The sequence below is a fragment of the Pseudomonas sp. RIT288 genome (assembly GCF_000631985.1).
In the GTDB taxonomy this organism is placed as follows: Bacteria; Pseudomonadota; Gammaproteobacteria; order Pseudomonadales; family Pseudomonadaceae; genus Aquipseudomonas.
This window is the reverse complement of record NZ_JFYN01000041.1, coordinates 1-12,293: the sequence shown is the minus strand read 5'-3', so window position 1 is coordinate 12,293 and position 12,293 is coordinate 1. Positions and strand designations below refer to the sequence as shown.

Here is a 12,293-nt window from a genome sequence, read left to right as displayed (position 1 = left end):
GTACAACCCTCGTCAGTTAAGTGGTTAATCAGTGGGTAGCAGGGGCCAGGCCGGCATCGCCGTTCTGACGGAAAGTGATCAGGGTCACCAGCAGCGCGAGCACGGCCAGTGCGGCGGCGGCCAGGGGCACGCTGGTCAGGCCGAAACCGTGGGCGATGACGCTGCCGCCGACCCAGGCGCCCAAGGCGTTGCCGATGTTGAAAGCGCCGATGTTCAGGGTCGACACCAGGTTCGGTGCGGCTTTGCCGAAGGTCACCACGTTGACTTGCAGCGCCGGGACGGCGGCAAAGGATGCGGTGGCCCAGAGGAACAGGGTGATCTCCGTCGGGATCAGCGCAACGCTGGTCCAGCTCAGCACGGTGGAAACCACCGCCATCGCCACGAACACGCCAATCAGTGTCGCGCCGAGACGCTTGTCCGCCAGTTTGCCGCCGATGATGTTGCCCACCGTCAGACCGAGGCCGATCAGCAGCAGGGTCCAGGTCACGCCTTTTGGCGAGACACCCGTGACATCGCCGAGCAGCGGCGCGACGTAGGTGAAGAGGGTGAACATCGACGCGGCGAACAGCGCGGTCATGCTCAGCGACAGCCAGATGCCGGCACCTTTGAGGGCGGCGAGTTCGGCGCGCATGTCGAGTTTTTCCTCGTCACGCTTGGCCGGCAGGAAGCGCATCAGACCGATCAGCGCCACCACACCAATCACGGTCACCGCCCAGAAGGTCGAACGCCAGCCGGCTTCCTGGCCCAGCGCGGTACCCAGCGGTACACCGAGCACGTTGGCCAGGGTCAGGCCGGTGAACATCAGCGCCACGGCCGACGCCCGTTTGTTCGGCGCCACCAGCCCGGCAGCTACCACAGAACCGATACCGAAGAACGCACCGTGGCACAGCGCGGTGATGACACGGGCAAACATCAGCACGTTGTAGTCACTGGCGATGGCACACAGCAGGTTACCGACGATGAAAATGCCCATCAGCGCTACCAGTGCGGCCTTGCGCGGCAGTCTGGCGGTGGCCAGTGCCATGAACGGCGCACCGATGGCCACGCCCAGGGCGTAACCGGTTACCAGCCACCCGGCGCCGGGAATCGACACACCGAGGTCGGCCGCCACATCGGGCAGCAGGCCCATGATGACGAACTCGGTGGTGCCGATGGCGAAGGCGCTCAAGGCCAGAATGAGTAGCGAGAGGGGCATTTGAATCAATTCCTTGTGGGAGCGCTGAGCTCTTTGACGATGGCGTCGAGGAACGCCTGGATCACGTCCTCGTTGCGTTTGAAAAAGTGCCACTGGCCGGCTTTCTGGCTGCTGATCAGACCTGCACGTTGCAGGGTCGCCAGGTGGGCGGAGACCGTCGACTGCGACAGGCCGCAGCGTTGATCGATCTGCCCGGCGCAGATGCCGTACTCGTGGTTGTGAATCTGCTCAGGAAACTGGGCTTTGGGGTCTTTCAGCCAGATGAGGATGTCTCGCCGTACTGGGTGCGCCAGGGCTTTTATTATTTCGTCGAGGTCGAGGTTCATGGCTTTGTGCTCGTGATGTGTAGCGCTATATCGCGATGAGGCGAACTTTAAATCGGTACTTCGCGATATACCAATATGAATTTGATCTGACGACCGCATAAATCGGTATATCGGGTTATAACGATACGTGTGCTGTAACGATGAAAGCGCGCAGTGATAAGCTGCGCCCATGAACTATCTCGCACATTTACACCTCGGAGGCCAGCACCCCGAGCAATTACTCGGCAGTCTGTATGGCGATTTCGTCAAAGGCCGGCTGCAGGGGCAATTTGCGCCGCAGATTGAAGCGGCGATTCAGCTGCATCGGCGGATTGATGTGTTCACCGATCGCCACCCCTTGGTGGACATCGCCCTCGGGCGTTTCACCGAGACCCGGCGGCGTTATGCCGGGATTGTCCTCGATGTGTTTTTCGACCATTGCCTGGCCCGCGACTGGACGCTGTACGCCGATCGGCCGCTGGAGCATTTCACCCGCGACGTTTACCGGGTGCTGTCGAATGAACGGCAATTGCCCGAGCGCCTGGCGAAAATTGCACCGCACATGGTTGCCAATGACTGGCTGGGTTCGTATCAGGAGTTTGAAGTGCTGGAGCAGGTGCTGCGCGGAATCTCCCGGCGTCTGACCCGGCCTGAGGAATTGGCGGCGGCGATGCAGGAATTGCGGCGCTTGTATGAGCCGCTGAGTGAGGATTTCCGTTTGTTCTACCCCCAGCTTCAGGATTTTGCTGCTTCACAGGGATAGCCAGGATCAAAAGATCGCAGCCTTCGGCAGCGCCTACAGGGGATCGGTGTAGAGCTGCCGAAGGCTGCGATCTTTTGTGTTTCAGGCAGCGATCAGTTCGCCTGCGCGGCGTGGCTCGGCCGGTTTGGCCACCTCACCAAACAACGCCTTCTGCACCGCCTGCTGCGCTTCGAACGCCAGCGCCGCACGCTCGCGGCCCTGACAGGCGATCGGCTTGAGCAGATGCACTTCGACATCGCCGCAGTCGTTGCTGAACAGACGCATCAGGTGCGACAGCAAATCATCGTCACCAATGAACGGCGCCAGCGCGTCGATTTCGCCATCGCGCAGATAACGGATCGCCACCGGTTGCAGCATCACCTCTGAATCGATGGCCGCCGACAGCAAGCGACCATGAAAGGTGCGCAGCGAACGGCCATCGGTGGTGGTGCCTTCCGGGAACATCAGCAGCGGATGTTGCGTTTGCAGGTGACGGGTCATCTGTTTGCGGATCAACTGGCTGTCGCCCGAACCGCGACGGATGAACAGACTGCCGGCCTTCGCCGCCAGCCAACCGGCCACCGGCCAGGTGCGCACTTCGGCCTTGGACAGAAACGACAGCGGCGTGAGCATGCCCAGCAGCGGAATGTCAGTCCATGACACATGATTGCTGACCCACAGCATCGGCTGCTTCGGCAACTCGCCGTGCACGGTCACGCGAAAGGGCAAGGCATGGCTCAGACGCGCCATGAAAAACCGCGACCAGCGCTGCCGACGTTGCATCGAGTGCGCCAGACCCAGACGTTCGAACACGCCGAAGACGCTGGCCATGGTCAAACCCAGCGCCACCACCAGCAGCACCCGCGCGATCCGCGCGTACACGCGCAACCGGCTCATCACACGGCCGCCTTGAAGTGCTTGGCGTAGCGCGGGCAAAGTTCGTCGCGCTTGAGCAGGATGAACACGTCGGCGACCTGGAAGTCTTCGTCCCAGCACGGCTCGCCGCAGATCTTCGCACCCAGACGCATGTAGGCCTTGAGCAGCGGCGGCATTTCGGCGATCACGTTCGATGGAATGTCCAGCGACGGCAGCGGCTTCTTCGGTTCGGCGCGCAAGTGTTCGGTGCACAGATAACGTTCGCGCAGACGCTGCATGATTGCGTGGGCCTGCACGCCGCCGTCCTGCATTGGAATGCTCGCGCAACCCATCAGGTAGCTGTAGCCGCCCTGATTCAACACTTCGGCCAGTTCCCCCCAGAGCACGGCGATGGTGCCGCCGTTGCGGTAGGCCGGGTCGACGCAGGTACGGCCGATTTCGAGGATCGGGCCTTGCAGATGGGCGAGGCCGTGCAGGCTGAATTCTTCTTCGCTGTAAAAACGGCCCAGACCGCTGGCAGCCGTGTGATCGAGCAAGCGGGTAGTGGCGACCAGACGCCCGGTGTTCAGGTCACGCACGCCGATGTGGCTGCAGTGAACATCATAGTCATCCATGTCCAGACCCAGTTCCGCGCCTTTCAGCTTGGCGTTGAACTCGCCGCTGAATACGCTGAAGCGCAAGGCCTGGGCTTGCTGCAAGGCCTCGGCGCCGATCAGGCGTTCGGCTTGCAGGCGGCGTTCATTGCCGGTGTCGCTGATGCGGGCGATCTGAGTCATTTGAATCTCCGTACGGGCCTTGAACCCGTCGTGGGTTGCAGCCGATCGACTTTCTTTATGCAGCCATGTTGTGCAAAGTCAGGCTATGTAGCCCCGGTGTCATCACCGTGAACGTTTGGTGATGCTTGTATGACAGCCCTCAAGGAGCCTCTTATGCCCTGGCCCAGCCTGCTCGAAAGTCATGAACGCCTGCCCGCGACGGCTGATCTGGCGGAAGGTTTCGCTACCTTGTTGCATCAATTGGGCAACGTGACGCCGTTCGAACTGGCGGTGGCCGGGGGGCGGCGGATGGCGACGCCGGGGCTGGCGTTTCTGGTGGGGTATCAGGCGGCGTTGCGCATGCTCTGGCCGAGCGCGCCGCCGAGTCTTGGCGCGTTGTGTGCGACCGAGCAGCGCAGCCTGCGCCCGGCGGACATGCAGACCCGTCTCAGCGATTTGCGCTTGAGCGGGCGCAAGGATTTCGTCACCGCCGGGGATGCGGCGGACTGGCTGTTGATCGCCGCGCGCAGTGAAGAACCCGGCGAAACGCCGCGTCTGAGTCTGGCGGTGGTCTATCCCGGCGAGCCCGGCGTGCGCGTGGAAAAACTCCCGGCGCTGCCGCTGATGCCGGACATCAGTCACGGTCGGCTGCATCTGGACGGCGCGCTGTGCGAGTTGCTCGCGGGGGATGGCTGGGATGCTTATGTGAAGCCGTTCCGCACCCTGGAAGATGTCTATGTGTTGAGCGCGATGACCGCTTGGCTGTATGGCGTCGGTCAGGACAGTGGCTGGTCGCAGACCCTGCAATTGCGCTTGCTGGCGCTGCTGGCCGGGTGCGCTGAGGCGAGCCGCCAGCCGCCGAACAATCCGGCCGGGCATGTGCTGTTGGGTGGGTTGTTTGCGCAGTTTGATGCGTTCAGACCCGAGATCGATCAGGCGTTGGCCGAGGGTAATCCGGAGTGGGCGCAGATGTGGCAGCGTGATCAGGGAGTGATGCAGTTGGCGGCCGGCGCCAGGGCAAAGCGCTTGGCCAAAGCCCTGCACATTGCCCTGTAGGAGCTGCCGCAGGCTGCGATCCTTTGATCTTTAAAAGCACAATCAACAGATCGCAGCCTGCGGCAGCTCCTACAGTGATCGGGAGATTGTCATTTTTCTGGGCCATGATCTTTGCACCCGTCGGTTGAGATTTTTCCATGATCAAAGGCCTGTCCCTGTTTCTGCTGTTGATCAGCTTCACGGTTCAGGCCGAGCAATGGCCCGGTGAGCAATGGCCGGTTGGCGCAAAAATCAGCGGCGCGGCGGTCGAGGCATTAGAGACCTACGCCTTCCCACCCCGCGACGACAACACCCGCCAAGGCGTTCGCACTGACGCGCTGCTGATCATCCGCGACGGCCAGTTGATCTACGAACGCTACGCCGGCCCGACCCGTGTCGAGACCCCGCACCTGACCTGGTCGATCAGCAAAAGCCTGATGGCCACGGTACTCGGCGTGGCGTATGGCGAAGGCCTGTTCAAACGGGATGATCCGGTTTCGAAGTTTTATCCGGCGCTGGAAAAACATCCGGCGATCACCGTGGCGGATCTGCTGCACTGGGCTTCGGGGCTGGACTGGCAGGAAGACTACGAATACGCGCCGCTGAAATCCTCGGTGGTGGCGATGCTCTACACCCGTGGGCACCGCGACATGCCTGCGTTCACCGCCGATCACGACGCTTATGCGCCACCGGGGCAGACGTTCCGTTACTCCAGTGGCGACAGCAATCTGCTGGCGGCGGCGCTTAAGAGCATGGTTGGTCCGCAGCGTTATCCCGACTATCCGTGGACTGCGTTGTTCGAGCCGTTGGGCATTCGTTCTGCCGCGTGGGAAACCGATGCCGGCGGCACGTTTGTCGCGTCCTCTTATGCCTATCTCACGGCGCGGGATCTGGCGCGGGTCGGTCTGCTGATGGCTCGCGATGGACGCTGGGGCGACCGACAATTGCTGCCCAAGGCTTGGGTCGCCTTCAACCGTGAGTCTTTTGCCGGCTACAAGACCCATCAGGACGAGGCGGTGCCCGGCGGCCACTGGTGGCTCAATCGCCCGGCGGATGGCGCCGCCGCGCCGTGGCCCGGCGCGCCGCCCGACACCTTCGCCGCCCTCGGTCACTGGGGCCAGGCGCTGTATGTGATCCCCAGCGAAAAACTGGTGATCGTGCGTTACGCCGATGACCGCGACGGCAGCTATCGCCACAACGAACTGCTCAAACGCGTGCTCAAGGCGGTGCAGCCATGAAGCTGTTGAAGCGGGTGTTGCTGCTGGCGCTGATCGTGCTGCTCGGCTGGATCTGGCTCGAACGGGAAAACCTCTGGGCATTTCCGGACATCATCAGTGCCTACACGGCGAAGGAATATTGTTCGTGTCGTTATGTAATGAACAACGATGCCGAATATTGCCGGGGCTATGTAAAACAGTGGTTGCCGACCAGCGGCTTTACCGATGACAGCGCCAGCAAAACCGTCACCGTCAGCGGCATGGGCCGCAGCAATCGCGCGCAGTGGCTGGGCGAACGGCAAGGCTGTCGTTTACAGCCTTAAAAGATCGCAGCCTGCGGCAGCTCCTACAGGCAATGCAAAATCTGCAGGAGCTGCCGCAGGCTGCGATCTTTTGATCTTGATGTTTGCAATAAACCTATGGCCGGTTAAGGTTCGTGCAGGTTTATCGCCCCCACGAGTATTCAATGTTCAACCGCTCCCTCTATAAAGCCTTCGCCAGTCTGCTGCTGGCCGCCGCCGCGCTGCCGGCGCAGGCCAACTGGTATCTGGATGGCGAGTCGTCACGGCTGTCGTTCGTCAGCACGAAAAACGCCCACGTTTCCGAAGTGCAGCGCTTCCTGGTGTTGCACGGCAAGGTCGATCCCAGCGGTCGCGCCGAGGTCGAAGTCGAGCTGGAGTCGATCAACAGCGGTATCCCGCTGCGCGACGAACGCATGCGCAAGGAGCTGTTCCAGATCGAGCAATTCCCCGAAGCGACCATCAGCACCCGGATCGACCTGCGTCCGATCAACGATCTGGCCCCCGGCGCGCAGCTGGAATTGCGCTTGCCGCTGACCGTCAACCTGCATGGCAAGCAACACGAATATCCGGCTGAGTTGCTGGCAACGCGGCTCGATGACCGGCGTTTTCAAGTGGTGACGCTGGAACCGCTGGTGATCAACGCCGAGGATTTCGACCTGGTGCCGGGCCTGGAAACCCTGCGTAACCTGGCCGGCCTGTCGGCCATCAGTCTGTCGGTGCCGGTGGGTGCGGTGCTGATTTTCACGGCGCGCTGACATGCGCGGCGCGGTGTTTCCATGGCGTGACGGCAACCGTTTCGAACTGTTGATCGACGGCCCGCATTTCTTCCCGCGCATGCTGGTGGAGATTGCCCGCGCCGAGGAGCAGGTCGAGCTGGAGCTGTATCTGGTGGAGGCAGGCGCTTGTGCCGAGGCCGTGGTTCAGGCGCTGGTGCAGGCTGCCGAGCGCGGCGTGCGGGTACGTTGTCTGTTCGATGACTACGGCAGCCTCGCGTTTACCCTGCACCTGCGTCAGCGCCTGACCAAGGCCGGGGTCGAGCTGCGTTTCTACAATCGCCTGAACTGGCGACGCTGGGTCGGCAACTTCTATCGCGATCACCGCAAGTTGCTGCTGGTCGATCAGCGTCTGGCGGTGGTCGGTGGCACCGGTGTCACCGATGAGTTCTGGACGCCGGGGCAGGACAGCAGCGAATGGCACGAGGTGATGGTGGAAATCAGCGGCCCGCTGGTGCTCGACTGGCAAGTGCTGTTCGACCGCCAATGGATCGCCAACCGCCATCGCCGGGCCTGGAAACCGTCCGCACATGTCGGCCTGCCACGCTTGCCCAAGGTTCCGGACATGGGCGAGGGCATGGGCCGTGTGGCCTATGCCGATGCCCGTCAGCATCGGGACATTCTGCAGTCGCTGTTTCGCGCACTGAACAGTGGGCAGAAACGCATCTGGATGGCCACCCCGTATTTCCTGCCGACCTGGAAAATCCGCCGCTCGCTGCGCAAGGCCGCTGCCCGGGGTGTCGACGTCCGGCTATTGCTGACTGGGCCGCGCACCGATCACCCGTCAGTGCGTTACGCCGGTCATCGTTACTACCCGCGCCTGCTCAAGGCCGGGGTGCAGATCTTCGAATACCAGCCGTGCTTCCTGCACCTGAAAATGGTGCTGGTGGACGAGTGGGTGAGCATTGGATCGTGCAACTTCGATCACTGGAACTTGCGTTTCAATCTGGAGGCGAACCTGGAAGCGCTGGACCCGTCGTTGACGGCAGCGGTGGTACAGAGTTTCGAGAAGGATTTCGGCCTGAGTCAGCAGGTCAGTCTGGAAGAGTGGCAGCGCCGGCCGTTGTGGCGGCGAGTGAAACAGCGGGTCTGGGGCTGGGTGGATCGGCTGGTGGTCAATATTCTCGATCGACGCGGATAAGGCAAAAGCAAGATCAAAAGATCGCAGCCTGCGGCAGCTCCTACAGGGTGTACACCCTCCCAATGTAGGAGCTGCCGCAGGCTGCGATCTTTTGCTTTTAACGGTTACAGCAATTCAAAGCTCTGCTGCGTCACGTCCTGCGAATCCAGGCCGATCTGCACATTGAACTTGCCAGGCTCCGCCGCGTACTTGAGCTGGGCGTTGTAGAACTTCAGGTCATCCTCGGTGATGGTGAAGTGCACGACCTTCTGTTCGCCGGCCTTGAGCATGATTTTCTGGAAGTTCTTCAGTTCCTTCACCGGGCGGATCATCGATCCGGTGACGTCCTGAATGTACAGCTGCACCACGGTTTCGCCGTCACGTTTGCCGGTGTTTTTCAGGGTGACACTGGCGTCGAGCTTGCCGGTGGCGTTCAGCGTGGTCGACGACAACGCCATGTCGCTCAGCGTGAACTGGGTGTAGCTCAGGCCATAACCGAACGGGAACAGGGGACCGGTGGTGTCATCGAAATACTGCGAGGTGTAGTTGCCCGGTTTGCCCGGCGTGAACGGCCGGCCAATGCTCAGGTGGTTGTAGTAGGTCGGGATCTGGCCCACGGAACGCGGGAAGGTCACCGGCAGTTTGCCCGACGGGTTGTAGTCGCCGAACAGCACGTCGGCGATCGCGTTGCCGCCCTCGGTGCCGCTGAACCAGGTTTCCAGAATCGCATCAGCCGACTGATTCTCTTCGAGAATGGTCAGCGGACGGCCGTTCATCAACACCAGTACCAGCGGTTTGCCGGTGGCTTTCAGGGCACGGATCAGCTCGCGCTGGTTTTCCGGGATGTTCAGGTCGGTACGGCTGGAGGACTCGTGGGACATGCCACGGGATTCGCCAACGGCGGCGACGATCACGTCGGCGTCCCTGGCCGCTTTCACCGCTTCGTCGATCAGCACATTGGCCGGGCGTGGATCATCGACCACTTCCGGGGCGTCGAAGTTGAGGAAGTTCAGGTAGTCGAGGATCTTCTTGTCGCTGGTGATGTTGGCGCCACGGGCGTAGATCAGATTCGCCTTGTTGCCGATCACCGAGCTCATGCCGTCGAACAGGGTGACCGACTGCGCAGGTTTACCCGCAGCGGCCCAACTGCCCATCATGTCGATGGGGGCCTTGGCCAATGGGCCGACCAGCATGACTTTCGCGTCTTTCTTCAGCGGCAGGGTTTCGTTCTGGTTCTTCAGCAACACCATGCTGCGCCGCGCCACTTCACGGGCTTCGGCGCGGTGCAGGCGGCTTTCGGCGTAGGTGTCTGCCGGATCATCCTCGGCCTTGCCGATACGCAGGTACGGATCCTTGAACAGGCCCATGTCGTACTTGGCGGCGAGCACTTCGCGCACGGCGTTGTCGATGTCTTTCTGTTCGATCTCGCCGGACTTGAGCAGCCCCGGCAGCTCTTTGCCGTACAGGGTGTCGTTCATGCTCATGTCGATGCCGGCCTTGATCGCCAGCTTCGCCGCTTCACGACCGTCGCGGGCGACGCCGTGCTTGATCAGTTCGAAGATCGCGCCGTGGTCGCTGACCGCCAGGCCCTTGAAGCCCCAGTCCTTGCGCAGCAGATCGTTCATCAGCCAGGTGTTGGCGGTGGCCGGAATGCCGTTGATCGAGTTCAACGCCACCATCACCCCGCCGGCACCGGCGTCGATCGCCGCGCGGTACGGTGGCAGATAGTCCTGGTACATCTTCACCGGGCTCATGTCGACGGTGTTGTAATCGCGACCGCCCTCGACCGCGCCATACAGGGCGAAGTGCTTGACGCTGGCCATGATGCTGTCGGCCGCGCTCGGCGTGTCGCCCTGATAGGCCTTGACCATCACTTTGGCGATGCGCGAGGTCAGGTAGGTGTCTTCACCGAAGCCTTCGGAGCTGCGGCCCCAGCGCGGATCGCGGGAGATATCGACCATCGGTGCGAAGGTGATGTCGAGGCTGTCGGCCGCGGCTTCCTTGGCGGCAACGCGCCCGGACTGGCCGATGGCGTCCATGTCCCAGCTCGACGCCAGGGCCAGCGGGATCGGGAAAATCGTACGGTGACCGTGGATCACGTCGTACGCAAAAAACATCGGAATCTTCAGGCGACTGCGCATCGCCGCGTCCTGCATCGGACGGTTTTCCGGGCGGGTGATCGAGTTGAACGTACCGCCGATATTGCCGGCGGCGATCTCTTTGCGGATCAGTTCGCGAGGCATTTCCGGGCCGATGCTGATCAGGCGCAACTGGCCGATCTTTTCATCGAGGGTCATTTGCTTCATCAGGTTGCTGATGAACGCGTCCTTGTTTTCCAGGGGTGCCGGGGTCGTGGCGGCCAATACTTGATGACTGGCCAGGCTGACGAACAGACCCAGCAAACACAGCTTCTTCATGAATATTTTTCTCAAGGGCCCAAGCGGCAATGCAATGCCGGCCAGCCAAAAGTTAGGGAGCGACTATTGTTGTTCGGGTGCAGGCTCAAAATTGCCGAGCCAAAAACGCCCGCCGACCGTCGGCAGCGTTTGCGCAAGGCCTCTTTTTAGCCCATCGGCCCGTTGCAATCCAGTGGCGCCGCCGATTATGCCCCAACCGCTGATGCAGAAGGTTTCACGGTCGGTTTTTTATGAAATATGCCAGGGAGCATCACTTTGATGAATGTCAGTCCAACCTACCGCTCGCGTCTGCAGGTCGCCACGCTGCTGGTACTCGCCACCTTGTTGACCGCCTGCGGCATCAACAATATCCCGACCCTCGACGAACAGGCGAAAGCCGCCTGGGGCCAGGTACAGAACCAGTACCAGCGCCGTGCCGACCTGATCCCCAACCTGGTGGAGACCGTCAGAGGCTACGCCAAGCATGAAGAAGCGACATTGACGGCGGTGGTCGAGGCCCGGGCCAAGGCGACATCGATCCAGGTCGATGCCAGCACCCTCGACAACCCGGAAAAACTCAAGCAGTTCCAGCAGGCCCAGGATCAGTTGAGCGGTGCGCTCAGCCGTCTGATGGTGGTCTCCGAGCGCTACCCGGATCTGAAGGCCAACCAGAACTTCCTTGCCCTGCAATCGCAGCTCGAAGGCACGGAAAACCGGATTGCCGTGGCGCGGCGCGATTTCATTCTGGCGGTGCAGAAGTACAACACCGAGATCCGCACGTTCCCCGGTCGTCTCTGGCACAGCGTGATGTACAGCGATCTGCCGATTCGCGAAACCTTCGAAGCCACCACCCCCGGTGCGGAAAAGGCCCCGGAAGTGAAGTTCTGACCCGAGGTTATTCATGCGTGTGTTGAAGATAGGCCTGGTGCTGATGCTCTGGCTGTTCGCCGTCAGCGCCCGGGCCGAGTTGACGTTCCCGGCGTTGAGCGGGCGGGTGGTGGACGAAGCGCAGATGATCGAGCCGTCGGTGCGCGCCCAGTTGAGCCAGCAATTGCAGGCTCACGAGCAGGCGACCGGCGAGCAGCTGGTGGTGGTCACGGTGCCTGATCTGCAGGGCACCACCATCGAGGATTACGGCGTGCAACTGGGCCGGCACTGGGGCATCGGCCAGAAGGACAAGAACAACGGCGCGCTGCTGATCGTTGCCCGTGACGAGCGCAAACTGCGCATCGAAGTCGGTTACGGTCTGGAGGATCGGCTGACCGATGCGCAAACCTCGGTGATCATTCATCAAGTGATCACCCCGGCGTTCAAGGCCGGCAATTTCAGCAAGGGCATCAGCGACGGCGTGGCGGCGATGTTGGTGGTGCTCGGCGGCAATCCGCTGGACGAGCCATCGACGGTGTACGAGTCGAACGGTGATCCGCAGAGCGATTTTGTCTCGCGCCACCCGCTGTTGTTCGTGTTTCTGGTGGTGTTGTTCATCCTGACCGTGTTTGTCTGCCAGATGCTCGGTATCCTTCCCGCCGGCCGGGGCGGCTCCGGCGGCGGGAAGGATACCGAGCATCTGGCAGACA

Annotated in this window: 13 protein-coding genes; 8 read left to right on the top strand and 5 right to left on the bottom strand. The window is 61.7% G+C overall.

All coding sequences use genetic code 11. The annotated features are described in order from the left end of the window. Positions 1-28: 28 nt before the first annotated feature. Both BW33_RS21655 and BW33_RS21650 read right to left on the bottom strand, forming a co-directional pair. Positions 29-1,195 (bottom strand): MFS transporter, encoded by a 1,167-nt coding sequence (locus BW33_RS21655; RefSeq protein WP_047601111.1) that lies wholly within the window; start codon positions 1,193-1,195, stop codon positions 29-31. A 5-nt stretch (positions 1,196-1,200) separates the two neighbouring features. Further along, on the bottom strand, positions 1,201-1,521 hold the full coding sequence (locus BW33_RS21650; RefSeq protein WP_003222436.1) for an ArsR/SmtB family transcription factor: 321 nt from the start codon (positions 1,519-1,521) through the stop codon (positions 1,201-1,203). 169 nt (positions 1,522-1,690) lie between these two features. On the opposite strand from BW33_RS21650, the gene BW33_RS21645 reads away from it, so the two are divergent. Continuing rightward, positions 1,691-2,263 carry an acyl carrier protein phosphodiesterase gene (locus BW33_RS21645; RefSeq protein ID WP_047601110.1) on the top strand — a complete coding sequence of 191 codons (573 nt, stop codon included), beginning with the start codon at positions 1,691-1,693 and terminating at the stop codon, positions 2,261-2,263. Positions 2,264-2,344: 81 nt separating this feature from the next. On the opposite strand, the gene BW33_RS21640 is transcribed toward BW33_RS21645, so the two are convergent. After that, positions 2,345-3,139 carry a lysophospholipid acyltransferase family protein gene (locus tag BW33_RS21640; protein ID WP_047601108.1) on the bottom strand — a complete coding sequence of 265 codons (795 nt, stop codon included), beginning with the start codon at positions 3,137-3,139 and terminating at the stop codon, positions 2,345-2,347. Next, positions 3,139-3,894 (bottom strand): L-ornithine N(alpha)-acyltransferase, encoded by a 756-nt coding sequence (gene olsB / locus BW33_RS21635; protein WP_047601107.1) that lies wholly within the window; start codon positions 3,892-3,894, stop codon positions 3,139-3,141. Before olsB ends, BW33_RS21640 begins: the two co-directional genes overlap by 1 nt. Before the next feature lie 153 nt (positions 3,895-4,047). On the opposite strand from olsB, the gene BW33_RS21630 reads away from it, so the two are divergent. The 5 genes from BW33_RS21630 to BW33_RS21610 all read left to right on the top strand — a co-directional run bounded on the left by BW33_RS21630 (position 4,048) and on the right by BW33_RS21610 (position 8,341). Beyond that, a complete protein-coding gene (locus BW33_RS21630; RefSeq protein ID WP_047601106.1) occupies positions 4,048-4,929 on the top strand; it encodes an acyl-CoA dehydrogenase family protein in 882 nt (293 codons plus the stop codon). 137 nt (positions 4,930-5,066) lie between these two features. Then, positions 5,067-6,146: a serine hydrolase domain-containing protein gene (locus BW33_RS21625; RefSeq protein WP_047601105.1), complete on the top strand. Its 1,080-nt coding sequence runs from the start codon at positions 5,067-5,069 to the stop codon at positions 6,144-6,146. Continuing rightward, positions 6,143-6,448, top strand: a complete 306-nt coding sequence (locus BW33_RS21620; RefSeq protein WP_047601103.1) for a hypothetical protein — start codon at positions 6,143-6,145, stop codon at positions 6,446-6,448. The genes BW33_RS21625 and BW33_RS21620 overlap by 4 nt, the downstream gene beginning before the upstream one ends. 143 nt (positions 6,449-6,591) lie before the next feature. Then, entirely contained in the window at positions 6,592-7,182 is a 591-nt protein-coding gene (locus tag BW33_RS21615) for a YceI family protein (RefSeq protein ID WP_047601102.1), read from the top strand. Position 7,183: 1 nt separating this feature from the next. Next, complete coding sequence (locus tag BW33_RS21610) at positions 7,184-8,341, top strand: phospholipase D-like domain-containing protein (protein ID WP_047601100.1); 1,158 nt, start codon at positions 7,184-7,186, stop codon at positions 8,339-8,341. Positions 8,342-8,445: 104 nt separating this feature from the next. Here the strand turns inward: BW33_RS21610 and bglX are convergent, their stop codons facing one another. Continuing rightward, entirely contained in the window at positions 8,446-10,737 is a 2,292-nt protein-coding gene (bglX, locus tag BW33_RS21605; protein ID WP_047601098.1) for a beta-glucosidase BglX, read from the bottom strand. Positions 10,738-10,995: 258 nt separating this feature from the next. On the opposite strand from bglX, the gene BW33_RS21600 reads away from it, so the two are divergent. Beyond that, the gene (locus BW33_RS21600) at positions 10,996-11,604 is read left to right on the top strand and encodes a LemA family protein (RefSeq protein WP_007963199.1); all 609 of its coding nucleotides are present in this window, start codon (positions 10,996-10,998) and stop codon (positions 11,602-11,604) included. 13 nt (positions 11,605-11,617) lie between these two features. Beyond that, the coding region (locus BW33_RS21595) for a TPM domain-containing protein (RefSeq protein ID WP_047601097.1) at positions 11,618-12,293 on the top strand (676 nt) is incomplete at its 3' end.